General features: G+C 45.0%; 22 protein-coding genes, 1 tRNA gene and 2 rRNA genes (1 of these 25 running past the window's edge). 19 read left to right on the plus strand and 6 right to left on the minus strand.

Annotated elements, in window-relative coordinates:
* Positions 1-19 precede the first annotated feature (19 nt).
* The 3 genes from P0G38_RS01280 (at position 20) to P0G38_RS01290 (ending at position 2,015) form a co-directional block, all read left to right on the plus strand.
* Positions 20-526 (plus strand): arginine repressor, encoded by a 507-nt coding sequence (locus P0G38_RS01280; protein ID WP_005230706.1) that lies wholly within the window; start codon positions 20-22, stop codon positions 524-526.
* Positions 527-740: 214 nt separating this feature from the next.
* Positions 741-1,256: a VanZ family protein gene (locus P0G38_RS01285; RefSeq protein WP_275853776.1), complete on the plus strand. Its 516-nt coding sequence runs from the start codon at positions 741-743 to the stop codon at positions 1,254-1,256.
* A gap of 63 nt (positions 1,257-1,319) precedes the next feature.
* Complete coding sequence (locus P0G38_RS01290; protein ID WP_081116424.1) at positions 1,320-2,015, plus strand: YoaK family protein; 696 nt, start codon at positions 1,320-1,322, stop codon at positions 2,013-2,015.
* Positions 2,016-2,048: 33 nt separating this feature from the next.
* Here P0G38_RS01290 and P0G38_RS01295 read toward each other — a convergent pair whose 3' ends face one another.
* The 3 genes from P0G38_RS01295 to P0G38_RS01305 all read right to left on the minus strand — a co-directional run bounded on the left by P0G38_RS01295 (position 2,049) and on the right by P0G38_RS01305 (position 3,932).
* Positions 2,049-2,378, minus strand: a complete 330-nt coding sequence (locus P0G38_RS01295; RefSeq protein ID WP_016608455.1) for an SdpI family protein — start codon at positions 2,376-2,378, stop codon at positions 2,049-2,051.
* Positions 2,379-2,537: 159 nt separating this feature from the next.
* Positions 2,538-3,014 carry a VOC family protein gene (locus tag P0G38_RS01300; RefSeq protein ID WP_275853779.1) on the minus strand — a complete coding sequence of 159 codons (477 nt, stop codon included), beginning with the start codon at positions 3,012-3,014 and terminating at the stop codon, positions 2,538-2,540.
* 39 nt (positions 3,015-3,053) lie between these two features.
* On the minus strand, positions 3,054-3,932 hold the full coding sequence (locus P0G38_RS01305; protein ID WP_375837767.1) for an aldo/keto reductase: 879 nt from the start codon (positions 3,930-3,932) through the stop codon (positions 3,054-3,056).
* A 97-nt stretch (positions 3,933-4,029) separates the two neighbouring features.
* Between P0G38_RS01305 and P0G38_RS01310 the strand changes: the two genes are divergently transcribed.
* Entirely contained in the window at positions 4,030-4,407 is a 378-nt protein-coding gene (locus P0G38_RS01310) for a winged helix-turn-helix transcriptional regulator (protein WP_015510504.1), read from the plus strand.
* A 53-nt stretch (positions 4,408-4,460) separates the two neighbouring features.
* Here P0G38_RS01310 and P0G38_RS01315 read toward each other — a convergent pair whose 3' ends face one another.
* The 3 genes from P0G38_RS01315 to P0G38_RS01325 form a co-directional block, all read right to left on the minus strand.
* Positions 4,461-4,760 (minus strand): hypothetical protein, encoded by a 300-nt coding sequence (locus P0G38_RS01315; RefSeq protein WP_275853782.1) that lies wholly within the window; start codon positions 4,758-4,760, stop codon positions 4,461-4,463.
* 153 nt (positions 4,761-4,913) lie between these two features.
* Complete coding sequence (locus P0G38_RS01320) at positions 4,914-6,311, minus strand: L,D-transpeptidase family protein (protein WP_275853784.1); 1,398 nt, start codon at positions 6,309-6,311, stop codon at positions 4,914-4,916.
* 284 nt (positions 6,312-6,595) lie between these two features.
* Positions 6,596-7,579, minus strand: coding sequence for an L-lactate dehydrogenase (locus tag P0G38_RS01325; RefSeq protein WP_005230720.1), 984 nt, complete (start codon positions 7,577-7,579; stop codon positions 6,596-6,598).
* Positions 7,580-7,934: 355 nt separating this feature from the next.
* Between P0G38_RS01325 and pth the strand changes: the two genes are divergently transcribed.
* From pth to P0G38_RS01400, 15 genes are all read left to right on the plus strand, one after another.
* A complete protein-coding gene (gene pth / locus P0G38_RS01330; RefSeq protein ID WP_015510502.1) occupies positions 7,935-8,495 on the plus strand; it encodes an aminoacyl-tRNA hydrolase in 561 nt (186 codons plus the stop codon).
* A gap of 11 nt (positions 8,496-8,506) precedes the next feature.
* Positions 8,507-12,025, plus strand: a complete 3,519-nt coding sequence (gene mfd / locus P0G38_RS01335; protein WP_016608449.1) for a transcription-repair coupling factor — start codon at positions 8,507-8,509, stop codon at positions 12,023-12,025.
* Between the two features lie 15 nt (positions 12,026-12,040).
* Positions 12,041-13,672, plus strand: a complete 1,632-nt coding sequence (locus P0G38_RS01340; protein ID WP_074536491.1) for a polysaccharide biosynthesis protein — start codon at positions 12,041-12,043, stop codon at positions 13,670-13,672.
* A complete protein-coding gene (locus P0G38_RS01345) occupies positions 13,659-13,925 on the plus strand; it encodes an RNA-binding S4 domain-containing protein (protein ID WP_005230745.1) in 267 nt (88 codons plus the stop codon). The genes P0G38_RS01340 and P0G38_RS01345 overlap by 14 nt, the downstream gene beginning before the upstream one ends.
* Positions 13,926-14,008: 83 nt before the next feature.
* A complete protein-coding gene (locus P0G38_RS01350) occupies positions 14,009-14,455 on the plus strand; it encodes an FtsB family cell division protein (RefSeq protein WP_005230746.1) in 447 nt (148 codons plus the stop codon).
* 74 nt (positions 14,456-14,529) lie between these two features.
* Complete coding sequence (locus P0G38_RS01355; protein WP_005233352.1) at positions 14,530-14,973, plus strand: S1 domain-containing RNA-binding protein; 444 nt, start codon at positions 14,530-14,532, stop codon at positions 14,971-14,973.
* Between the two features lie 100 nt (positions 14,974-15,073).
* Positions 15,074-16,474 (plus strand): tRNA lysidine(34) synthetase TilS, encoded by a 1,401-nt coding sequence (tilS, locus tag P0G38_RS01360; protein WP_338070820.1) that lies wholly within the window; start codon positions 15,074-15,076, stop codon positions 16,472-16,474.
* 19 nt (positions 16,475-16,493) lie between these two features.
* The gene (gene hpt / locus P0G38_RS01365; RefSeq protein WP_275853797.1) at positions 16,494-17,039 is read left to right on the plus strand and encodes a hypoxanthine phosphoribosyltransferase; all 546 of its coding nucleotides are present in this window, start codon (positions 16,494-16,496) and stop codon (positions 17,037-17,039) included.
* 73 nt (positions 17,040-17,112) lie between these two features.
* Complete coding sequence (ftsH, locus tag P0G38_RS01370) at positions 17,113-19,221, plus strand: ATP-dependent zinc metalloprotease FtsH (RefSeq protein WP_010749000.1); 2,109 nt, start codon at positions 17,113-17,115, stop codon at positions 19,219-19,221.
* 142 nt (positions 19,222-19,363) lie between these two features.
* Complete coding sequence (hslO, locus tag P0G38_RS01375; protein ID WP_005230756.1) at positions 19,364-20,245, plus strand: Hsp33 family molecular chaperone HslO; 882 nt, start codon at positions 19,364-19,366, stop codon at positions 20,243-20,245.
* A gap of 66 nt (positions 20,246-20,311) precedes the next feature.
* A complete protein-coding gene (dusB, locus tag P0G38_RS01380) occupies positions 20,312-21,259 on the plus strand; it encodes a tRNA dihydrouridine synthase DusB (protein ID WP_205821413.1) in 948 nt (315 codons plus the stop codon).
* A 96-nt stretch (positions 21,260-21,355) separates the two neighbouring features.
* Complete coding sequence (gene lysS, locus P0G38_RS01385) at positions 21,356-22,849, plus strand: lysine--tRNA ligase (RefSeq protein ID WP_005230758.1); 1,494 nt, start codon at positions 21,356-21,358, stop codon at positions 22,847-22,849.
* A 662-nt stretch (positions 22,850-23,511) separates the two neighbouring features.
* A 16S ribosomal RNA gene (locus tag P0G38_RS01390) occupies positions 23,512-25,070 on the plus strand.
* 76 nt (positions 25,071-25,146) lie between these two features.
* Positions 25,147-25,219, plus strand: a tRNA-Ala gene (locus tag P0G38_RS01395).
* A gap of 179 nt (positions 25,220-25,398) precedes the next feature.
* Positions 25,399-26,283 (plus strand): 23S ribosomal RNA (locus P0G38_RS01400) (it continues 2,030 nt past the right edge of the window).
* Together the 16S and 23S rRNA genes with 1 tRNA gene alongside form the textbook arrangement of a ribosomal RNA operon.

Here is a 26,283-nt window from a genome sequence, read left to right on the forward strand (position 1 = left end):
AGAGGAGCGGATCAAGTAAATGAAAAAAAAAGAGCGACAAGCAATTATCAAAAAACTCTTTGTCCTACATCGGATTGAGTCTCAAGAAGAATTGATGAATTTATTAAAAAAAGAAAATGTTTCAGCTACCCAAGCCACGATTTCTAGAGACATGCGGGAAATGAACATCGCTAAAACCTATGCCAAAAATGGCCGACCGTATTATTCGATCTTTGAATCTAAAGAGCAGGATCTAGAAGACAGAATTGCGTTTTCGATGTATGAGTATCTAAAAAAGATTACGCAGATTGACTTTTTAGTTGTCGTTCATACGGCTGAAAACGGCGCCGATGTGATCGCCAATTATCTTGATGAAATGGAGCTGCCAGAAATTGTCGGCACGATTGCAGGGTTTGATATTTTATTGATCATCACGCCGTCACAAGAAGCGGCAGCAGAGGTCGTCGAGCGGTTGAACCATTATGTAGAAGGCTACGAGATGGGTTCGTCATTGTTTACTGGAGAAAAAAACGCAAAACAGCCCTGAGAATCGTTGAAGGAGCTGAACGTCACAAGCCCCAAAATCTCACGAACAAACGGGTGACGGCTTTTCATACCGATGGCTATTTTTTAAAAGACAGAGTGCTTCTAATCTTAACGGAAGCACTCTTTTTGTGTGGGCAATGTCACCACGGTTTGCTGGAAAAACAGTTGCATCACCAAATGAAAATGGTAAGATAGGAAAATGAGGAGTGAAAACTATGAAAAAATTACTGAAAGAACCGAACTTTTACTTTTTTATCGCAATTGCGGTAATGGTCACCCTCTTTATCAGCTCTTCACAAACCTATGAGCAGCAATCTCAAATCGGGTTGCTTTCACGTATCTTAAAAAACGAACCATTGAAAGATTGGTTGGAGACGATCTCTTTTTCCTATGCTGGGTCGGAGATCAGTATTGCGGAAAAAGGCTATTTCTCATTTGTGGAATTTTTCATTCGTAAAGGCGCGCATTTCTTTACCTATTTTGTCCTAGGTGGCAGTTTGTTCTTAACGCTTGTTTTTCGAAAACAGCCGTATTGGCTAGCCGCTTTTTTTGCTTGGTTGGCAGCCACCGGCTACGCTGGGATCGATGAGTACCATCAAATGCTGACGGGAGGACGGACGCCGCTTTTTCAAGATGTCATGCTAGATTCAGCTGGAGCACTGACCGCCGTTCTTTTGGGGTGGTTGATTTGTCAGCTATCGAAAAAGTCACCTAAACGCCGCAAAAGATAACGAGTTGTCGGCGTTTTTAAGCGGTAAGCTGTCAGAAAGTATAAAAAACAAGAGGCGAAACCAATGGAAAAAAGTTTGAGCAGTGCCAAAAGAAAATCGGAGTTTGTCGTGCATGAAAGTTTACCAGTGGGGATTCTTCTTGCTATGGCGGGCGGTTTTTTAGATGCGTATACCTACTTGTTTCACGGGGAAGTGTTTGCAAGTATGCAGTCGGGGAATGTCATTTTGTTAGGGATCAATCTTTCAACGGGGCAGTTTGAACAAGCCTTTCGGTATCTGCCACCAATCTTCATGTTTTTAGTGGGGATCGTAGTGACGAATTATCTGCAGCATCATTTTCCGACAGGGGGCTGGATCGTTTGGCAAAATGCCGCATTGATCTTTGAAGCAATCGGTATTTTGGTTCTGGGCTTTTTTGCTCGATCATTACCCAATGTCATGATCGATTCGGGGTTATCTTTTTTTGCAGCGATTCAATATGCCGCCTATCGGCGCTTGGCAGGGATGCCCTATGCCACCACGATGACCACCGGCAACTTACGTTCACTGGCTGATTATGTGTACATGCGCTGGTTTAAAAAGGACCGATCAGTGACACCCAAGATCATTTCTATTTCCTTGATCATCGGCGGCTTCTTTTTTGGTGCAGTCTTAAGCAGCTTGCTAGGGATTTTCTTATTCCACCGCACTATCTGGGTGGTTTCAGGGATTTTAGCCCTGGTGTTGGGGATCACGATCCATCATCAAAATAAACAATAGAAAAAAGACATTCGCTGGAATGTCTTTTTTGTCTTACTTTTTGGTGCTTGTGCGTGAATCTTTGAGATACAGTGCCGTTTCTACGAGTAGCGCTGCTAGAAGATAGCTGCCAAAAACGGCTACTTGGTAAAAAGCCTCTGCGATCAGCTCGTTGCGCTGCAATAAAACGACCCCGCCTAGAAAGAGCATCGCTAACAAGGAGAACCACTGCTGGGCAAAACGCCAATTGCTGACACTGGCTGTACTGCGCTTGGTGCGAAAGCCGAATACATAATTGGGTTCTTCTCGGTAAAAGCACCAGAAGACGATGAAAAAAATACCCGTAAAAATCAACAACAAAAGTCCAATATCGATCGAGATCACTACCTTTCACGTGCGATTTGTTGGATAAGTAAGTGAAGCCGCTAAAGATGAGTACATACTTATTGTATCCGCTATGAACGCTTCTATGAAGGGGAACAATCGAAAAATACGTGCTTCTAGCAAAAAAATGGATGGCGATTTGCAGCGCCATCCATTTTTTTATCCCCGTTGAAAAGGGCCTTTTGGTGCAATCAATTCAAGATTGGTGCCGTCTGGATCTGTAAAGTAGGCGACGCCTGTCCCAAAGCCGCTTTTCAAACCGTCTTGTGCTTCAAAAACGATGGGGGTGCCGTCAGGCTCAACGCCAATGGCTTTTAGACGAGCAACGGCTTCATCGATCGCTTCTACTTCAAAACAAAGATGCATCGCGCTGATTTGCTCATTGGAATAGCTAGCTTTGTTGGATCTTGGTTCGACGTATTCTAAAAGATCGATGTTGAGATTGTCTAAATGAAGATTGGCATATTTGATCAGTGTATCTGCTAATCCTTGCGTTTGCGCCATGCGTTTGCCGCCGATCGTATCTTGATTGGCGATTTTCTTTCCAGTTAATGCTTCATAAAATTGGATGGAACGTTCGAGATTGCTGACGGTGATTCCAACGTGATTGACCATTGAAAAGCCTGTGTTTGTCATTATACTTCCTCCTAAGGTTTTGTTTAGTATATCGTTTGGTTAATGAAAATCGAATGTGTCTGGATCTGGACCCACTCGTAAGTCTTCATTTAATGCGTTCAAGCGGGCTATGTCAGCTTCTGATAAATGGAAATCAAAAATCGCTGCATTGGCGATCATTCGCTCAGGGTGTGTCGATTTGACATTGACTAAGATCCCTTGTTGAATAGCCCAGCGTAAAAGCACTTGTGCCGCTGATTTTTGCTGTGCATCGGCGATCGCCAAGACGGTGTCATCTTTCAGCAGTTTGCCTTGCATCAATGGCGACCAAGCTTGGATCGCAATTGCTTTTTCGCCACAAAAAGCCCGCAGGTCTTGTTGCGTCAGTTTGGGGTGCAGCTCGATCTGATTGATAACAGGAACGACCTTAGCAATGGCCAATAATTGCTCCAGATGATGGATCTGGAAGTTGCTGACCCCGATCGCTTTGATTTTTCCTGCCGCATAGAGATCTTCCAAGGCACGCCAGGACTCTTGAAATGCTTGATTTCCTGGCCAATGGATCAAGTACAAGTCGAGATACTCGAGGTTTAAGCGGGCCAGACTTTCATTGAAGGCGTGGATCGTTTCATCATAAGTTAAATGATCGTTCCAAAGTTTGGAAGTGACAAAGAGTTCTTCACGAGCCAACCCCGTTTCTTGTAAGCCTTGTTTGATTCCTGCCCCTGTTCCTGTTTCATTGCCGTAAATCGCTGCTGTATCAATCAGGCGATAGCCATTGATAATCGCTTGCTTCACGACCTCTGCTGTGTCAGCTTCAGGGATTTGAAAGACACCTAACCCCAACCCGGGGATTTCACTGCCGTTGTTCAGGGTGACGGTATCTGATAATTTTTCGATCATAAAAACATCTCCTTTATTTTTTTCTGGTATCATCATATAATGAGGTGGTAATACTGTATAGTACGTACTTTTTTGTTTGATACCCACCTTTTGGTAACCTTTGTGTGATATCAAGCGTAATGAGGTGAAAAAAATGGCAGAAAAAATTTATAATATCGGTGTTGAAGCAACCATGGATGTCATCGGCGGGAAGTGGAAACCCATCATTCTTTGTAATTTACGCCATGGGGCATTACGTCCCAGTGATTTACGGCGGAAGATCCCTGGCATCAGTCAAAAAATGTTGACCCAGCAATTGCGGGAATTAGAAGAGTCTGACATCGTTACTCGCAAGTCCTATAATCAAGTACCACCTAAAGTTGAGTATTCCTTGAGTGAATATGGAGAAACCTTAGGCGGCTTATTGGATACTCTTTGCCAGTGGGGCACGATGCACGTTGCTGCACTGCAAGACAAAGGGGAACCCGTTGTTTTGCTGGAACAAGAAGAGACACTTGTCTCGCAGAGCTGAGTTTGAGTGAGAAAAAGCATGCAGAAACGCTTGGTTTCTGCACGCTTTTTTTGTTATGCTTGTTGGATCAATTCTAGAATGGCTTCAGTATTCATCCCGCTGTAATGATTGACGGGAAACGAAAGGCGCTTGATGCGTGGTGGGATGGCCTGCTTGATCATCGGATCTGTTAAAGAAATCAAGGGATCGACCAAAACGAGTTTTTCTTGCGCAAAACGATAATTCGCCAGACGTTCTGGTGTCACAACAGTTACACTGATTTGATCCTCGGACAGCAGCTGGATGTTGCGGGCGAAAATTTTAATCAGACTTCCAGCTAAAGTAGAACGATCAATAAAAACGACTTTTTCCAAAATGATTCTCCTTATTAATTAAAATGGTTAATTAAGTATATTAATTAAATCGTTCTTTGTAAATAGGAACATTTGGGAGACAACAAAAAAGCCGCAAAAGATTTTCTTTTGCAGCTTTTGGTTCGTCTATAAAAAGGTTTGATTCTTTTTCGATTAAATCACGATCACGGGTGTCCCGACTTCGGCTTTGCTGTACAATTCTTTCATCACGCCTGGCGGAGTATTGATACAGCCGTGAGAACCACGGGTTTTCCAAAGATCGCCACCGTATTCCGTCTGCCAATCAGAATCATGGATACCGACACCAGTCCAATCGATGGGCATCCAGTAATCAACAGGGGACGCATAATCTTCACCAGTCAAGGTTGCATCTTCTTCTTTGTTCCAGACATAGAAGACGCCAGTTGGTGTTGGTGTGGCTGGTTTTCCGGAAATTATGGCTGTTTCAAGAACAAGCTGTCCGTCTTTGTAATACCACATGTGTTGGTTTTTTAGATCAACTTCGATATAGGTGTTGCCAAACAGCGGACTGCCTGCATCGGTGCTTCCTTGAGCGATCGGTGTACGCGTGAAGTCTTCGCCAGCTTTTAACGCCTCGATCAATGCTTCTGTTTCTGCATCGGTTTGGATCGTCCAGCTAAGAGTACCGGCTGGGACTGTCACTTCGCCTTGCTTGGTACTTTTGAAGGTCGAAGAATTGGTGCTAGTATTGTATTGTTCGCCGATTGATGTGACATAGCTTCGTACTTTGTCTTCGTCGATCGTTGTGTTGCCGTCTTTATAAGAGAGCCAATCCATGATCGTTTCTCTTGGGATTTGAAACGTATTTCCGTTGATCGTATAATTGCCAGTTACTTTGGCGATTTTATTCAACGAATCCATTTCTTTCGTTAAGTCTGGATCATCGGCGGTCACACTTGGTTTTGTGACATAATCAACGAGATTCAGTTCCTTTTCGCCGCTGACGATGGCTTCTTGCAAGTCTGCCACTGCTTTGTCAACATCGATGGCATCGCCGTCAACTTCTGATTTGATAGAAAAGCCGTCTTCGCCTTTTTCCAACGTGGCATCAGCCGATTTGGTACGATCTTCATTTAAGGTTTCGAGTTCTTTTTGGATCGTGTTGGTCTCGCTAGTCAAGGTGTCTTGGTCTACTGAGAGATTGTCTAGCTTCTTTTCTTCGGCAGCCGAAACGTAAGCCATTCCCCAGCTCCACTGGTTTTGTTCATCTTTTAATGATTGCAGCTCATCGGTGAAATCCGTCTGCAAACCAAATTGAGCAAGGTTGACTGTTTTCCATTCGCTATCACCATCTTTGATGGTAAAGTCTTCTTGTGAATAGCGATCATGCAGCAGGGCGTTGGCCTCGACAACGGTTTTGTTGCTGATGTCGATCCCATCGATTTCAGTCTTTGGTAGAAAACGGTTTGCATAATATGTACTTCGGTAGGTATAGCCGCCAGCGATCACGACGAGTAAAGCAGCCACAACGATCAGAACAATTTTCTTCGTATTATTCTTGGCGTCAGTATGTTTGTTTGAACGAGTCATTCAACTACTCCTTTTTTCTAATGGCATAATAGATAATAACGCTTAAATCATACCATATTCCCACGGGAAAGCGAATATGGCAAATGTAACTTCCATGAAAAATAGAAAATTCTTAAACTATCTTTAGGCAAGCTGTAGAAACGCATTTCTTACGATAAAAAAACTGAACGAATCGGCAGCAAGCCATCTTGATCAAAGGATTCTGAAAAAGAGTGAGCTGGAGGATTCGTTCAGTCGCATAATTGACTAACTAAAATTGACTATTTAACACGAGGGAAAAGAAATTATTGATTGTCTTCCGCATCTAATTTTGCAAAAGCTTCATCAAGAATATCTTTTAATTGTTTTGCCGAAGCGGCCATCCGGTCTTTTTCACCATCTGTTAATGGGATCTCAATTACTTTTTGAATCCCTTGGGCATTGATGACTGCAGGCGCACCGATGTACAAGTCGTTTAAGCCGTATTCGCCGTTCATGTACACAGATAATGGGAGAACAGCATTTTCATCGTCTAAGATCGCACGAGTGATCCGTGCTAAGGCTACCGCGATCCCGTAGAAGGTCGCACCTTTTTTCTCGATGATGGTGTAGGCTGCATCACGAACACTGAAGAAAATGTTGACCATTGCTTCTTCATCGATGTCTGGGTTGTTTTTGACCCATTCATAGATTTGTAGGCCAGCTACGTTGGCATGAGACCAAACAGGGAATTCTGAATCGCCGTGTTCCCCTAAGATATAGGCATGGACGTTACGGGCATCGACATCGACCAATTCAGCCAATGCTTGACGGAAACGGGCAGAGTCTAATGAGGTACCTGAACCGATAACGCGTTCTTTCGGGAAGCCTGAGAATTTCCAAGTAGAATAAGTCAAAATATCGACTGGGTTTGCTGCAACTAAGAAAATTCCGTTAAAGCCTGAATCAACGATTTGGGTAACTACTTCACGGTTGATTTTCAAGTTTTTATGAACTAAGTCTAAACGGGTTTCGCCTGGTTTTTGAGGCGCACCAGCAGTAATAACGACTAAATCAGCATCATGTGCATCTTCATAAGAAGCGGCATAGATTTTTTTAGGGGAAGTAAATGCCAAAGCATGGGACAAGTCAATTGCGTCGCCTTCTGTTTTTGCTGTATTTATATCAATGATTCCGACTTCTTGCGCAATGTTTTGGGTCACCAGCGCAAACGCGTAACTAGAACCAACCGCACCGTCTCCAACAAGAATTACCTTTTGGTGATCTTTTTTGTTCGTTTTTGCAGTCATCTGTGTATCATTCCTTCCGCATAATTGTTTTACTCGCTATCATCCTACCATTTTCAAGTATGTTTGTCATGTGATTTGCACAACAATATTACACAAAATATCGCTGTTTCAGTTGTAAATGCTTTCTTTGTTATTACGTCAAAAAGAAGATATATCAAGGTTTTATTAAGATTCGTTAAGAAAGATAAAAACTGAGCAAGAGGGTGCCACCATAACAGTCCATTTCGTGTTATAATTACCTAAGCAAAAGAACTGGGCGCATTTGTGTGCCCAGTATTTTGTGTTTGGATAAGAAAACCGATAAAATAGATGAAGAATCAGCTTGAAACTAGAAATAATGGAGCGTAAATAAAAAATGAAAATGATTGTAGGCTTGGGAAATCCTGGCAAAAAATATGAAAAAACCAAACATAATGTTGGCTTTATGGTAGTGGATGCGTTGGCACAAAAGTACCAAGCAACCTTTAAAAAGTCGGCTTTTGAAGCAGAGGTGGCAGAGTTTTTCTTGAAGGGTGAAAAAATCCTTTTGGTCAAACCACAAACCTTCATGAATGAATCCGGTCGTGCGGTAGGCCCGTTGATGACCTATTTTGGCATCTACCAAGAAGAACTAGTGGTGGTCTATGATGACCTCGATTTAGCGTTAGGGAAAATTCGTTTGCGCCAAAAAGGCAGTGCAGGTGGCCACAATGGAATCAAGAGTTTGATCGCTCATTTGGATTCAACAGTCTTTGACCGTATCAAAATCGGGATCGATCGTCCACGTCCAGGACAAACCGTGGTCAATCATGTCCTGAGTCCTTTTGCAAAAGACGATCTGCCCATCGTTTTACAAAGTATTGATAAAGCGGTCGAGGCAAGTAGTGATTACTTGACCAACGGCGACTTTCTTGCCACAATGAATCGATTTAACTAAGGAGGGCCGAGATGGATTTAATTGAATTAATAAATAAAGTGCCGACAGTGGCGGCTTGGCATACAGGTTTACGTGAACAGGCCCCCCGGCAATTACTGACCGGTCTAGCTGGATCGGCAAAAACATTAGCGATCACTGGTGTGTATCAGGCATTTCAAAAACAAGTGATCGTCGTGACACCTAATCTCTATTATACAAATCAACTAGCCGAAGATCTGCGCAATGTGACGGAAGATGTCTACGTTTTTCCAGTGGATGAAGTGTTGTCAGCCGAAATGGCTTTTTCTTCACCAGAAGCCAGAGAAGAACGCGTGGCAGCGCTGAATGCTGTTTCTCAAGGGAAAACGGGGATCTATGTGTTGCCGGTGGCGGCTTTGCGAAAGTATTTACCTGAAAAGAAAACCTGGTTAGCCAATCAATTTCAATGGCAGATCGGCGATGAGATCGATTTAGAGCGTTTGCCGCAACAATTGATCTTGATGGGTTACGAACGTCAGTCAATGATTGGCAAACCTGGCGAATTCAGTATTCGTGGGAGCATCCTCGATATTTATCCATTAAACGCCGAATATCCCGTACGGATCGAGTTATTCGATGTAGAAATCGACTCGATGCGTTCTTTCAACGTGGAAACGCAACGCTCAGTGGAAACGCTGCAGCAAGTGGCTATTTTACCCACTACCGAATTGGTTTTCTCAGCGGAAGATTTAGCTGCGGGGCAAAAGCAGCTGCAAGAATTATTGAACAAACGGTTGGCAGTCACCAAAGAAGCAACCGATCGCGCCTTTTTAGAAGATTATTTTGGCCAGTTGGCTTCTCAATGGCAAGCGGGGATTCCTGGTGAAAGTGCCCGTTATTACACGGATTTGCTGTATCGTCAGCAAACGAGCGTCTTAGATTATTTTTCTGAAGATGCCTTTTTGATGATCGATGATTATGCTCGGATCATGGAGACCAATCGTGAGATCGAACGGGAAGAGGCGGAGTGGCATACTCAAAAATTAGCGGAGCTGCGAGTCTTTTCTGAACAACAATTCGGGATCGATGTCCATCAGCTGCTGCAAAAAGAAACCTTTGTGACCAGCTTCTTTTCTTTATTCCAAAAAGGAATGGGGAACATTCGCTTCCAAGCGATCCATCAATTCCAATACCGGCCGATGCAGCAGTTTTTCAGCCAAATGGGTCTCTTGAAAGTTGAAATCGATCGCTGGGAGAAGCAGCAGCAGACGGTGATTTTTCTGGTCAGTGACCAAGAGCGGGCCAAGAAGTTAGAGCAAGATCTGCGAGATCATGATATCTATGCCGTGCAGACGCAACAAGACCGCCTGTTTACAGGACGCACCCAAATCGTGGTGGAACGTTTGCAAAGCGGCTTTGAAATGCCGCAAGACAAGCTAGTGGTGGTTACGGAAAAAGAAATTTTCCAAAAGATGAACAAAAAAAGAGCCCGCAGGCAAAATGTCACCAATGCGGAACGGCTCAAAAGCTACAATGAGTTAAAAGCGGGCGATTATGTCGTCCATGCGAATCATGGGATCGGGAAGTACATCGGCATGGAAACCTTAGAAGTCGATGGCGTCCACCAAGATTACATGACGATCTTGTACCAAAACGAAGACAAGCTCTTTATTCCAGTCACCCAATTGAATTTGATTCAAAAATATGTGGCTTCCGAATCGAAAACACCGAAAATCAATAAATTAGGTGGCAGCGAGTGGGCGAAGACCAAGCGCAAAGTGACGGCTAAAATTGAAGACATTGCAGATGATTTGATTTTATTGTATGCCAAACGCGAATCAGAAAAAGGCTATGCCTTTCAACCAGACGATGCCTATCAAAAAGAGTTTGAAGATGCCTTTCCGTATTCGGAAACCGATGATCAGCTGCGCAGTACGGCAGAGATCAAGCGGGATATGGAAAAAGAAAAGCCGATGGACCGCTTGTTAGTCGGGGATGTTGGTTTTGGGAAAACAGAAGTGGCGCTGCGGGCTGCTTTTAAAGCGATCAAAGAAAGCAAACAAGTGGCTTTCTTAGTACCGACAACGATCTTGGCGCAGCAGCACTATGAAACGATGGTCGATCGTTTTGAAGGATTCCCCGTCAATGTTGGGGTACTGAGTCGTTTTCGGACGAAAAAACAGCAGAATGAAACGATCGAGCAAGTGCGCAAAGGGCAAGTCGATATTTTGGTGGGGACCCACCGATTATTGTCAAAAGATGTCGAGTTTGCTGATTTGGGCTTGTTGGTGATCGATGAAGAACAACGGTTTGGGGTCAAACACAAAGAGCGCTTGAAACAACTGCGTTCGCAAGTCGATGTGTTGACGTTGACGGCAACGCCGATCCCACGAACATTGCATATGTCGATGCTGGGGGTACGGGACCTATCTGTGATCGAAACACCACCAGAAAATCGTTACCCGATCCAAACCTATGTGATGGAGATGAATCCAGGAGCGGTGCGAGAAGCGATCCAACGGGAGATGGCACGGGGAGGCCAAGTGTTTTATCTCTATAATCGTGTCGATACGATCGAGCGAAAAGTCGAAGAGCTGCAGGCGTTAGTGCCAGACGCACGAATCGCGTATGCCCACGGGCAAATGACCGAGATTCAATTGGAAAATACCCTGTTTGACTTTATTGAAGGGCAATACGATGTGTTGGTGACGACGACGATCATTGAAACCGGTGTGGATATTCCCAATGCCAATACGTTGTTTGTGGAAAATGCCGATTACATGGGGCTTTCGACGTTGTATCAGCTGCGCGGCCGTGTCGGTCGAAGCAATCGGGTTGCCTATGCGTATTTCATGTATGAACAGCAAAAAGTGTTGAATGAAGTCAGTGAAAAACGGCTGCAAGCCATTAAGGACTTTACCGAGTTAGGTTCAGGTTTCAAAATCGCGATGCGAGATCTTTCGATTCGTGGAGCGGGAAATCTATTGGGGGCGCAGCAGCACGGCTTTATCGATGCAGTCGGGTTTGACATGTACTCGCAAATGCTGTCTGAAGCAGTCACTCGGAAACAAGGGAAAAATACCCAAACAGAAAAAACGACCGTCGAGATCGATCTGGGGATCGATGCCTACTTACCGACTTCGTATATTGAAGACGAACGGCAAAAAATCGAGATCTACAAACGAATTCGTGAGCTGGAATCCCAAGAAGCAGTTGATGAACTTCAAGATGATCTGTTAGACCGTTTCGGTGAATACCCTGTAGAAGTGGCACATCTCTTAACGGTGGGCGAGATCAAAATGAACGGCGATCGTGCCTTGTTAGAAACTATCCGCAAGCAGCAGCAGACGGTGTCGTTTACTTTGAGTAAAGTCGGCACGAAAAATTATTCGGTGGAGCAGCTGTTTGAAGCATTGAAAGCTACTAAATTAAAAGCCACGATGGGTGTCGATCATGAGCAAATGACCATCAAATTACAGATTCCGCCAGTGATGAAGGAAAGCACCTGGCTATTAGAAATCCAAGATTTTGTCAAAGCGTTGCGGGAACAAAAATACGCCAGCCAAGGCTAGAAAGGAACCAGCGGGATGCCGAAATCACAATTGAAGCGTACGATGGAAGGGGCGTTTATTTTAACGATCGCTTCCTTTATCGCAAAAATCTTAAGTGCCGTTTATCGGGTCCCTTTTCAGAACCTGGTAGGGGACGAAGGGTTTTATGTGTATCAACAAGTCTATCCGATTTATGGATTGGCGATGACGTTAGCGTTGTCAGGGTTGCCACAGTTTATCTCCCGCATCGTCGCTGAAGAACCCGATCCTTTGAAAAGCAAGGAACGGCTGCAAGCGTTGACGCCTTTCGTGCTTTGGTCTGCGATCGGTTTATGGGCGGTGACCTTTTTATTTGCTGGTCCGATCGCACAAGTGATGGGGGACCACCAACTGGCGGGCTTGATTCGAGTCGTTTCTTTTACCTTCTTATTTGTCCCGCCTTTGACCTTTTATCGAGGAATGTTTCAGGGAAATTTGCAAATGGTGCCGACAGCAGTTTCCCAAGTCGTAGAGCAGCTGCTTAGAGTTGGTGTGATTTTAGGTGCTGCGGCAGCTTTCCAGCAATTGGGCTGGACGATTTATCAAACGGGGACTGTCGCCATGATGGGTGCCTTAGTCGGGGGCCTTGCGGCGTGGTGGATCTTAAGTTATTATAGCCGACAAATCAACGGCAAACGCCTATCGCTATGGCATAAACCAGTTACCAGTACAGGAGAAAATCCCGCTGGTTTATCCGCCTCGTTGAAGAAACGGTTCTTCTTAGAAGGCGGTCTGTTGACGATTTATAGCGGCTATTTGATCTTGTTCCAGTTAGCGGATTCGTTTTTATTGACCAATGCGCTAGAAGCGGGGGGGCTGACGGCACAAGCAGCCCGAATTTCAAAAGGGATCTATGATCGCGGACAACCCCTCGTCCAACTAGGTCTTGTGGTGGCGATGGCGTTAAGCTCGACGTTTTTGCCAACGTTGACCAAGTATTTGACGGTAAAAAATCAGCAGCTGTTTGAAAAGTCGGCAAAAATGTATTTGCGCCTGACGATCGGGATTGCTTCGGCTTCCGCCGTGGGCTTAGCGATTTTGCTGCCTTATATTAACTTTGCCTTATTCAAAGACGGTTCTGGCAATGCGGCGCTGGTATTGTTTGTCTTTTCTATCGCTCTGATGGCGACGATCCAAGCCTATCAAAGCATTCAACAAAGTCGCAATACCTATACCTTCGGCTTGCTGGCTGCGGGGATCGGTCTTTTGATCAAATGTCTATCGATGTGGCCGCTGACTGCTTCGTATGGGACTGCAGGAGCGAGTATCAGTACACTGTTGGGGTTGGGCGCGACCTTATACTGTTTTGTGGTTTCCGAACAGCGTCGAGCACAAAGCAGCATCAATCACTTTTGGCATGAAGGAAATTATGGAAAAAAACTATTTATTTGTTTAGGGATCATGGCAAGCGTGCTATTCTTATATTATAGCTTCGTTGCGATCTTATTGAACGGTCCTTTGACCCATCGACTACAGGCACTGCTTTTTTGCCTAGGCGGTGTCGGTCTGGGAGGCGCAGCCTTTATCGGGGCAGCGATCAAAATCAAATTGTTAACGATTCGCGAATGGCTGTTAGTTCCATTTGGAAAGAAACTATTAAGAAGAGGTGAAAAACATGAGATTAGATAAATTTCTTAAAATCTCCCGCATCATCAAGCGTCGCTCTGTGGCCAAAGAAGTGGCAGACAAGGGACGCATTCAGATCAACGGCAAATTAGCCAAGTCAAGCAGTGACGTCAAAGTAGGCGATACCATGCGCATTCAATTCGGGAATAAGGTCTTGGAAGTAAAAGTCAATGAATTGCATGAATCGACGAAAAAAGAAGACGCTGCAAAAATGTATGAGATCGTTTCAGAGGAAAGAATCTCAGAAAATGCTTGATTTTTACGGCATTTTCAGTTAGACAAGCTTTGCGGATGTTGGTATAATGTAAAAAACAAAGACAGCGACGGGAGCGAGTTCAGGTGGCAAAAGAATCAAATAAAAAAATAGAACTATTGCAGACCGATTATGCGAAAGAGCAATTTGCCAAGTTTGAAAAAGAGCGGCGGCAAGTCGTGTTTCGCCGACGTCGGCTGGTGGCGTTTTTCGTGGCGGCATTAGCGATATTTGCGATCGTAGGGATTCAAATGTTCAACGATCAAATGCGCCTGCAAAAGCTAAAGGAATATAAGGCGGAAACAGTCGCCGAACAAAAAGAGGCAGAACAAAAGGTGGCTTCACTGGAGCGAGACGTTGCCTTGTTGCAAGACGATGAGTATGTGGCAAAATTGGCCCGCAGCCGATTCTTCTACTCAAAAGATGGCGAAAAAATCTATCCAGTCTTGCCAGACGGGACGGATTCTCAAAACACCAATGAGCGTTCTTCGCAAAGCGGACAAGAATCATCATCCACAGAGTCACAAGATTAAGCAATGTCATACCTACTCAGCGCAGTAGTTTGAATTATTTTAAATGGGTAAAAATTAGGAGGAACATTTTTTATATGTCAATCGAAGTTGGAGCGAAACTAAAGGGCAAAGTGTCTGGTATTACAAATTTTGGTGCGTTCATTGATCTTGGTGAAGGGAAAACTGGTTTGGTGCATATCAGTGAAGTATCAAACGGATTCGTCAAAGACATTCACGACGTGTTGTCTGTTGGGGATGAAGTGACAGTACTTGTTACGGCAATCGGCAACGATGGGAAAATTGGACTATCGATCCGCAAAGCAGAAGATAAGCCGGAAGAAAAACGTGAATACCCGAAAAAAGAATTCAATCGACCAAATCCGAAAAAATCTTTTTCACGCAATCAAACTACGAATGTAAATAAACAAGACTTCGATTCATTGATGAGTTCTTTTCTAAAAGATAGTGATGATCGTCTTTCATCATTACGTCGAAATACAGAAGGAAAACGCGGTGGCCGCGGCGGACGCCGTAACTAAACATGAATAGCAAGTTGGAAAAAGCTGAAACAAAACTGTTGGTTCGTTTTGTTTCAGCTTTCTTTCTTGTGGGTCTACCAAATGAGAAGGAGGGCAAATGATGGTCATTCAAACCGTTCGAGGGCAACTCACTGCCATCGATCCTGAAAAAAAACGCCGCTTTTTGCTGGCGGTATCAACGGGAGTCGACTCCATGGTCTTGCTGCAGGTCTTTTGTCAGTTGTTTCCCGAAATGCAAAAAGAGCAGGTCTTTGGTGTGGCACATGTAAACCATCAATTGCGTCCAGCATCTGCTGAGGAAGCTGCTTTTTTACGGCAGTACTGCCAAGAACGCGGCATTCCTTTTTATGAGCGGTGCTGGGAAAATCCGCCAGAAACCGGCATAGAAGCTAGCGCTCGGGACTTTCGCTATACGTTTTTTGCCGATGTCATGTCCCGAGAAGGCTATGATGTTTTGCTGACTGCTCACCACAGTGATGACCAAGTAGAAACGATGTTGATGAAGATGATGCGAGAAGGTCGCTTGCGATCGGCTGGCGGGATGAAACAGCAGCAGCCTTTTCACACAGGGATCTTGTTGCGTCCACTGCTTACTGTCAGCAAGGCAGCGATTTACGACTATGCGCAAGCACAGCAGATTCCCTACTTTGAAGACGAAAGCAATCACGAACCGCTGTATTTGCGAAACCGACTACGCCAGCAAGTAGTGCCAGCCTTAAAAGCGGAAAATCCGCAGCTGCTGCCGCATTTTCAACAGCTTTCTGAAGAAGTACAGTTCGCCAATCAGCTGATCCAACAAGAGCAGCAGCAATGGTTGTCTGCGTTCGTTCAACAGCAAGCTGCTCGCTTAGTGATCGATCTGCAGCAGCTGCCGACGTTTTCGCCAGCGCAACGCTATTTTTTCTATGCGGGTTTTTTACAGCAAGCAGAGGCTTTTACGAAACAGCCCCTCAATCAAAAACAGCTGCCGCAGTTATTGCGTCTGCTAGATGAAAAGAAAGGGCAATGGCAATTGGCGTTGCACAAACAGTGGCAGCTGCGGCGCAGTTATGACCAATTGTTATTGGAACCTGTTACTGTTCCCCAAAAGCCTGCAGCGCCGTTGACAGAAGTTAGTCAGCGACTGGTTTTAGGGGAGGGGATCTATCTTTCTGAAAAGGAATGGATTGGGTATTTTCCGATAAATGAACAGCATATTCCCAAAAAAATCACAAATTGGTCAGAGTTTTCCCAAGATTTACCGCTAAACTATTCCTCTGAGCTGGTGGTGCGTAAGCGCCAGCCGGGAGACCGAATCCGCTTGGCGCGTGGTCTGACCAAAAAGATCAGTCGTTTTTTTATCGATTCAAAAATTCCTAATGAAGTGCGAGAAAAAAGTTGGGTCGTCACAAACCTTGAAAAAGAGGTGATTGCCTTACTACCTCATACATTTTCCTATTTGAGTATTGCGCCAGAAACTGATAAAATACACTACATACTTCTTTATAAATACCAGGAGTAAGAGTTGGAAGGAGAACTTTATGCTAGATAAAGATATTGAGAAAATTTTGATTTCCCGTGACGAAATCAAAAATCGTTGTGTGGAACTTGGTCAAGAATTAACGGCGGCTTATGCGGATAAAAATCCTCTAGTCGTAGGTGTGCTGAAAGGTGCCGTTCCTTTCATGGCAGACATCGTTCGTGAGATGGATTGTTACTTGGAGTTAGACTTCATGGATGTCTCAAGTTATGGCAATGCCATGATTTCATCTGGAGAAGTCAAGATCATCAAAGATTTAGATACAAATGTTGAGGGCCGCGATCTTTTGATCGTTGAAGACATCATTGACAGCGGTCGCACATTGGCTTATCTGGTGGATCTATTCAAATACCGTAAAGCGAAATCAGTGAAAATCGTAACGTTATTAGATAAGCCAGAAGGTCGTGTCGTTGAGATCAATGCAGATTATGTCGGCTTCGATGTGCCAAATGAGTTTGTTGTTGGATATGGACTGGACTATGCAGAGCAATATCGAAACTTACCTTACGTTGGCGTCTTAAAACCTAGTGTTTATCAGTCAAATTAGTGACTGTTCTAAATCAATTGTGATACAATTAAATGGTCAGGATTGATAAAACAAAATAGCCAGGGAGGTACGCATGAATAAGAAAAATAACGGTATGGTAAAAAATACCTTATATTATGTACTTGTCTTGTTGGCGATGGTCATGGTCGTATATTTCATTTTTGGAAATGGCAATCAGCAGACCCCAACGATCGAGTACTCCACGTTTACAGAGCAACTGAAAGACGGGAAGATCAAACAGTTTACTGTTCAACCCGCTAACGGTGTGTATCGAATCGTGGGTGAATACAATGAAGAACAAACCGTCAGCAATGACAACAGCTTGTCTGTTTTAGGTAATACACAGGCGAGTTCGACCCGCTTTTCAACGATCATTTTACCGAATGATTCCACACTAAGCGAAGTCACCAGTTTGGCCTCGGCAGAAGGGGTCAAAACCACGATCGAAGAAGAATCCAACAGCGGCATTTGGTTATCGCTTTTGGTTAGCTTCTTACCACTTGTGATCATCATTTTCTTCTTCTACATGATGATGAGCCAACAAGGTGGCGGCGGTGGCGGTGGCGGCCGTGTGATGAACTTTGGCAAATCAAAAGCCAAAGAAGCGGATAAAAAAGCCAACCGCGTGCGTTTTTCAGACGTAGCCGGTGCAGAAGAAGAAAAACAAGAGCTTGTCGAAGTCGTGGAATTCTTGAAAGATCCTCGACGCTTCGTTGAATTAGGTGCTCGTATCCCAGCAGGTGTCTTACTTGAGGGGCCTCCAGGAACCGGGAAAACGTTACTAGCCAAAGCCGTTGCTGGTGAAGCTGGCGTACCGTTTTACTCGATCTCTGGTTCAGATTTCGTTGAAATGTTTGTCGGTGTCGGTGCAAGCCGGGTACGTGACTTATTTGAAACAGCGAAGAAAAATGCACCAGCCATCATCTTTATCGATGAAATCGATGCAGTCGGTCGCCAACGTGGTGCCGGTATGGGTGGCGGACATGATGAGCGGGAACAAACATTGAACCAGTTGTTGGTTGAAATGGATGGTTTTGATGGGAATGAAGGCGTGATCGTCATTGCCGCAACGAACCGTTCGGATGTTTTAGATCCAGCGTTGCTACGTCCAGGTCGTTTTGACCGTCAGATTTTGGTTGGTCGTCCAGACGTGAAAGGTCGTGAAGCGATCCTCCGTGTCCATGCCCGCAACAAACCTTTATCAGATGATGTTGATTTGAAAGTCGTTGCCCAACAAACACCAGGCTTTGCTGGTGCGGATTTGGAAAACGTCTTGAACGAAGCGGCATTAGTTGCTGCTCGTCGTAACAAGAAAAAAATCGATGCTTCAGATATCGATGAAGCAGAAGACCGCGTGATCGCTGGTCCAGCGAAGAAAGATCGGGTCATCAACAAACGCGAACGTGAAATGGTTGCTTACCATGAAGCAGGACATACCATTGTTGGGTTAGTCTTGAGTCGTGCCCGTGTGGTACACAAAGTAACGATCATTCCTCGGGGACGTGCGGGTGGTTACATGATCGCCTTGCCGAAAGAAGATCAATTCTTGATGACCAAAGAAGATATGTTTGAACAAATCGTTGGGTTGCTTGGTGGTCGTACGGCTGAAGAAATCATCTTCGGTGTACAATCAACGGGTGCTTCCAATGACTTTGAACAAGCAACTGCGCTTGCAAGAAGCATGGTGACAGAATATGGAATGAGTGACAAGTTAGGTCCAGTTCAATATGAAGGAAACCATCAAGTCTTTGTTGGTCGTGATTATGGTCAAACAAAAGCTTACTCTGAACAAGTTGCCTTTGAAATCGATCAAGAAGTTCGCAAGATTTTAATGGATGCTCATCAAAAAGCCCATGAAATCATTGAAGAACACCGTGCACAGCACAAATTGATCGCTGAAAAACTGCTTGAACATGAAACATTAGATGCCAAAGCAATCAAATCCTTGTTTGAAGAAGGCAAAATGCCTGAAGGAACCGAAAGCTCTGAGTATCCTAGTGAAAAAGCTCAAACGTTTGAAGAAGCGAAACGTGCGCTGGAAGAAAAAGATGCAGAGAAGCAAGCTGCAGAAAAACACAGCGAAGATGCACCATCAAACGATTTTGATCAACAATTGGAAGACGTTCGCCGCAATAGCGAAAGCCAACCGACTGATCAAGAAAACAAAGATGATAACGCCTAAAACAAGACGTATCAAGGCACCGAGGAAACTCGGGGCCTTTTTGTTTCTATTTAAGAAGACTTTCCTTAAATTCAAACACATTCAGTTGAAAAAAGCGGCGCTTCCTAGTATGATTCATTAATGAATAAAAAGGAGAATCAAGATGAAGGATTATTTAGTAAAAGCACTAGCATATGACGGCTTCGTCCGAGCATATGCAGTATCGGCAACAGAAACGATCGCCGAAGCACAACGACGCCATGAAACATGGAATACGGCATCCGCTGCTTTAGGGCGAGCGATGGTGGGAAGTTTGTTATTAGGCAGTACCTTAAAAGGGGAAGACAAATTGACCGTCAAAATTCAAGGAAATGGTCCTGCTGGGGCAATCGTCGTAGACAGCAATGGCCGTGGGGACGTAAAAGGATACATAAAAAATCCGCAGATCAGTCTGCCGTTGAACCCTCAAGGGAAATTGGACGTTCGGGGCGCAGTGGGTGACCAAGGGATCTTTACCGTGATCAAAGACTTAGGGCTAAAAGAACCCTTCTCTGGACAAACACCGATCGTCTCTGGGGAGCTTGGGGAAGACTTTACTTATTATTTAGCAGTGTCAGAACAGATTCCTTCTGCTGTTGGTCTGAGTGTATTAGTAGAAACCGATGATTCAATTCGGGCAGCCGGTGGGTTTATGCTGCAGATCATGCCTGGTGCCAGTGAAGAGATCATTGATGCCATCGAAAAACGTTTGGGAGAATTGCCTCGAGTATCAACCTTGATCGATGAAGGACAATCACCAGAAGAGATCTTAGCGACATTGTTGCCAGATACGACGATCGAAGTACTAGAAAAAATGCCAGTCCAGTTCCATTGTGATTGCACGAAAGAAAAATTTGCGACGGCGATCATTACCTTGGGGGCTGATGAGATCCAAGCGATGATCGATGAAGACCACGGGGCAGAGGCAGTCTGCTCGTTTTGTGGCAACAAGTATCATTTTGATGAAACGGAATTGGCGGCATTGAAGAAAGAGGCGGAAGCGTAAGTGAAAGATAGACAAACATGGCAGATCGGGTCGGTTGAGATTCCTAATCGCGTCGTCGTTGCGCCAATGGCAGGGATCACCAATTCTGCGTTTCGTGTGACAGTCAAAGAATTTGGCGCGGGTTTAGTCGTCTGTGAGATGATCAGTGATCGAGGGATTCAACTGCGGAACAAGAAGACCCTTGAGATGCTATTTATTGACGAGACCGAGCATCCTCTTAGTATTCAGATTTTTGGTGGGAATAAAGCATCCTTGGTAGAAGCAGCGCAATTTGTCGCAGAGAACACAACTGCCGATATCATTGATATCAACATGGGGTGTCCTGTAAACAAAATCATCAAAGCAGAAGCTGGTGCGAAGTGGCTTTTAGATCCCGACAAGGTTTATGAAATGGTCCATGCTGTTTCCAGTGCGATCGACAAGCCCGTTACCGTCAAAATGCGGATCGGCTGGGATGAGCAGCACGTCTTTGCAGTTGAAAATGCCCAAGCCGCAGAAGCAGCGGGTGCCGCAGCGATCGGTATGCATGGCAGAACCCGTGTTCAGATGTATGAAGGATCGGCTGATTGGGACGTGTTGAAACAAGTGAAGCAAAGTATCACGATTCCCTTTATGGGCAACGGCGATGTCAAAACCCCTGAAGATGCCAAACGAATGTTGGAAGAAGTCGGTGCAGATGCAGTGATGATCGGACGGGCAGCGTTAGGCAATCCGTGGATGATCCACCGCACCAAGCAATACTTGGAGACAGGCGAGTTATTGCCAGAACCAACACCCCGAGAAAAAATTTCGACAGCGAAACTTCATTTAGAACGTTTGGCTGATCTAAAAGGGGAAAAAATCGCTTCGCGAGAATTTCGTCAACATGCTGCGTACTACTTAAAAGGTATTTCGCGGGCAGCCAAAGTCAAAGCGGCAATCAACCAAGCGGAAGATAAGCAGACGATTTTTGATTTATTAGATGCATTTGTGGAAAAGACCGAAAAACAGCCGCTAGCAACTCTTAAGGAATAAGAAACAAATCAAGTCGATTCGAAAGTTCGGCTTGATTTTTTGCGTCATCATTGGCATTATAAGAAGGAAACCCAAGTTAAGAATGGAGGAAAACTCGTGACAGAGGAACGACAAACACAAGAAGAATTGAATGATCAAATGTTGGTTCGCCGTGAAAAGATGGAAAAACTACGGGAAGAAGGCATTGATCCTTTTGGCAAGCGATTCGAACGCACCCATAATTCTGCCGAGTTACATGAGTTATTTGATCAAAGAACCAAAGAAGAATTAGCCGAAATGAATCTTTCAGCAAGCATTGCAGGAAGAATCGTTACAAAACGTGGAAAAGGTAAGGCTGGTTTTGCGCATTTACAAGACCGCGAAGGCCGTATTCAAATATATGTACGTAAAGACCAAGTAGGGGATGAACCTTACGAAGTATTCAAACACGCAGACTTAGGTGATTTCTTCGGCGTATCTGGTGAAATCATGAAGACCGATACCGGTGAAGTGACCATCAAAGCCAAAGAAATCGTGATCTTATCAAAAGCATTGCGTCCATTGCCTGACAAATACCACGGCTTGACGAACGTAGAACAACGTTACCGTCAACGTTACTTGGATTTGATCAGTAATAAAGAAAGTTTTGATCGTTTCATGAAACGAAGCCAAATCATCAGCGAAATTCGTCGTTACCTTGACGGTCATGGGTATATCGAAGTCGAAACGCCAGTATTGCATAATCAAGCAGGTGGTGCAGCGGCTCGTCCCTTCATTACCCACCACAATGCCTTAGACATGGATCTGTATTTACGGATCGCTCTTGAGCTTCACTTAAAACGATTGATCGTGGGCGGCATGGAAAAAGTCTATGAGATCGGCCGCGTTTTCCGAAATGAAGGGATCGATACGACCCATAATCCTGAGTTTACGATGTTAGAAGCGTATACGGCATATACAGATTTCAAAGATGTGATGGATCTGACCGAAGGCATTATCCGTAATGCTGCTGAAAAAGTCTTGCATACAGCAACGATCCAATACGATGGACAAGAAGTCGATCTAGCTAGCGACTTTGCACGAATCCATATGGTCGATGCAATCAAAAATCAAACAGGTGTTGATTTCTGGCAACCAATGTCCGTTGAAGAAGCCCGCAGCTTAGCGAAAGAACATCATGTTGAAATCACTGATGCCATGACTGTTGGCCATATCATCAATGAATTCTTTGAGACATTTGTTGAAGAAACGTTACAGCAGCCAACCTTTGTCTTCGGTCATCCAGTGGAAGTTTCGCCATTAGCGAAAAAGAATCCAGAAGATGAACGCTTTACCGACCGCTTTGAATTATTTATCGTTGGTCGTGAATTTGCGAATGCCTTCACGGAACTAAATGACCCAATCGATCAAAGAGAACGTTTTGAAGGGCAAGAAAAAGAGCGCGAAGCAGGAAATGATGAAGCCCATGGGGTGGATGAAGATTTCTTAGAAGCACTTGAATACGGTATGCCGCCAACTGGTGGATTAGGGATCGGGATCGATCGCTTAGTGATGCTGTTGACAGATGCGCAATCGATTCGCGACGTTTTATTATTCCCAACAATGAGATAAAAAAACTCCGTCCACTCGCAAGAGATGGGCGGCTTTTTTTCTTGTCTGCTGGATCAGGGAGAAAAACAGCGAGGAATTAGAGGGAAAAACGCCAGGATAGTTGCCAGAAAACGGATTAAATGCGAACGATAAAAGCTGGATCCAATGCGATTAGACGGGTTTGTAAAAATTGAAAAAAGCCATAGAAAATGATTGACCGCAAGGGATTTAGTTGGTATATTATTACATGTGCCAAATGACTAAATGAATTCCTAAAAAGAATTGAAAAAAGTAGTTGACGCACAGCTCGACAGATGATATTATAACGAAGTCGCAATTTTAAAAAAGTTAATCAATGTTGATACATCAACAAAATTAATTGAAAAAAGTTGTTGACAAATAACAAATCATTTGTTATTCTAATTAAGTCGCTGAGACAGCCGCTACGAAGTTGAAAAACAACGAGCGAAAAAAAACTTTTAAAAAAGAGTTGACAATCAAATGTCGCTCTGATATGATATAAAAGTTGCTAACGCAGCACGGTAGACCTTTGAAAACTGAACAAAGCAAGCAAACGAACCAATGTGTAGGACGTTTCAATTTATTGAAACAAATACATGCAAGCAATAGCTAGCAAAGTTAATTTTTATGAGCTTAATGACCATATGGTCATTCAAACAAATCATTATGAGAGTTTGATCCTGGCTCAGGACGAACGCTGGCGGCGTGCCTAATACATGCAAGTCGAACGCTTTTTCTTTCACCGGAGCTTGCTCCACCGAAAGAAAAAGAGTGGCGAACGGGTGAGTAACACGTGGGTAACCTGCCCATCAGAAGGGGATAACACTTGGAAACAGGTGCTAATACCGTATAACACTATTTTCCGCATGGAAGAAAGTTGAAAGGCGCTTTTGCGTCACTGATGGATGGACCCGCGGTGCATTAGCTAGTTGGTGAGGTAACGGCTCACCAAGGCAACGATGCATAGCCGACCTGAGAGGGTGATCGGCCACACTGGGACTGAGACACGGCCCAGACTCCTACGGGAGGCAGCAGTAGGGAATCTTCGGCAATGGACGAAAGTCTGACCGAGCAACGCCGCGTGAGTGAAGAAGGTTTTCGGATCGTAAAACTCTGTTGTTAGAGAAGAACAAGGATGAGAGTAAAATGTTCATCCCTTGACGGTATCTAACCAGAAAGCCACGGCTAACTACGTGCCAGCAGCCGCGGTAATACGTAGGTGGCAAGCGTTGTCCGGATTTATTGGGCGTAAAGCGAGCGCAGGCGGTTTCTTAAGTCTGATGTGAAAGCCCCCGGCTCAACCGGGGAGGGTCATTGGAAACTGGGAGACTTGAGTGCAGAAGAGGAGAGTGGAATTCCATGTGTAGCGGTGAAATGCGTAGATATATGGAGGAACACCAGTGGCGAAGGCGGCTCTCTGGTCTGTAACTGACGCTGAGGCTCGAAAGCGTGGGGAGCGAACAGGATTAGATACCCTGGTAGTCCACGCCGTAAACGATGAGTGCTAAGTGTTGGAGGGTTTCCGCCCTTCAGTGCTGCAGCAAACGCATTAAGCACTCCGCCTGGGGAGTACGACCGCAAGGTTGAAACTCAAAGGAATTGACGGGGGCCCGCACAAGCGGTGGAGCATGTGGTTTAATTCGAAGCAACGCGAAGAACCTTACCAGGTCTTGACATCCTTTGACCACTCTAGAGATAGAGCTTCCCCTTCGGGGGCAAAGTGACAGGTGGTGCATGGTTGTCGTCAGCTCGTGTCGTGAGATGTTGGGTTAAGTCCCGCAACGAGCGCAACCCTTATTGTTAGTTGCCATCATTTAGTTGGGCACTCTAGCGAGACTGCCGGTGACAAACCGGAGGAAGGTGGGGATGACGTCAAATCATCATGCCCCTTATGACCTGGGCTACACACGTGCTACAATGGGAAGTACAACGAGTTGCGAAGTCGCGAGGCTAAGCTAATCTCTTAAAGCTTCTCTCAGTTCGGATTGTAGGCTGCAACTCGCCTACATGAAGCCGGAATCGCTAGTAATCGCGGATCAGCACGCCGCGGTGAATACGTTCCCGGGCCTTGTACACACCGCCCGTCACACCACGAGAGTTTGTAACACCCGAAGTCGGTGAGGTAACCTTTTGGAGCCAGCCGCCTAAGGTGGGATAGATGATTGGGGTGAAGTCGTAACAAGGTAGCCGTATCGGAAGGTGCGGCTGGATCACCTCCTTTCTAAGGAATATTTCGGAAGACTACACATCGTTTGCCTTTGTTCAGTTTTGAGAGGTCTACTCTCAAGTAAATACCCGGGGCCTTAGCTCAGCTGGGAGAGCGCCTGCTTTGCACGCAGGAGGTCAGCGGTTCGATCCCGCTAGGCTCCATTAACGACAATGGTCGTTAAGCTTTGTTCATTGAAAACTGGATATCGAAGAAATAATCAAAACAAGTAACACACACCGAGTTGAAATGTTAAAAGAGTTTTTTAATAAGTTCAACGCTTATTTTCTTGAGCAACCTTCTATCGCTAGAAGAAGTACTCAAAACCGACCGTAAGGTCAAAGGTTAAGTGAATAAGGGCGCACGGTGGATGCCTTGGCACTAGGAGCCGATGAAGGACGGGACTAACACCGATATGCTTTGGGGAGCTGTAAGTAAGCTATGATCCAGAGATTTCCGAATGGGGGAACCCAGCATCTTTTATAGGATGTTACGTCTGCGTGAATACATAGCGCAGTCGAGGTAGACGCAGAGAACTGAAACATCTAAGTACCTGCAGGAAGAGAAAGAAAATTCGATTCCCTGAGTAGCGGCGAGCGAAACGGGAAAAGCCCAAACCAACAAGCTTGCTTGTTGGGGTTGTAGGACTCCGATATGGTAGTCTATTCAGATAGTCGAAATACTTGGAAAAGTATGTCAAAGAGGGTAAAAACCCCGTAGGCGAAATTTGGATAACACCTAGGAGGATCCTGAGTACGGCGGAACACGAGGAATTCCGTCGGAATCCGGGAGGACCATCTCCCAAGGCTAAATACTCCCTAGTGACCGATAGTGAACCAGTACCGTGAGGGAAAGGTGAAAAGCACCCCGGAAGGGGAGTGAAATAGATCCTGAAACCGTGTGCCTACAACAAGTTAGAGCCCGTTAATGGGTGATAGCGTGCCTTTTGTAGAATGAACCGGCGAGTTACGATAGCATGCGAGGTTAAGTTGAAGAGACGGAGCCGTAGCGAAAGCGAGTCTGAATAGGGCGAATGAGTATGTTGTCGTAGACCCGAAACCATGTGATCTACCCATGTCCAGGTTGAAGGTGCGGTAAAACGCACTGGAGGACCGAACCCACGTACGTTGAAAAGTGCGGGGATGAGGTGTGGGTAGCGGAGAAATTCCAAACGAACTTGGAGATAGCTGGTTCTCTCCGAAATAGCTTTAGGGCTAGCCTCGGAATT

The organism is Enterococcus casseliflavus, from assembly GCF_029215545.1.
Taxonomy (GTDB): Bacteria; Bacillota; Bacilli; order Lactobacillales; family Enterococcaceae; genus Enterococcus_D; species Enterococcus_D casseliflavus.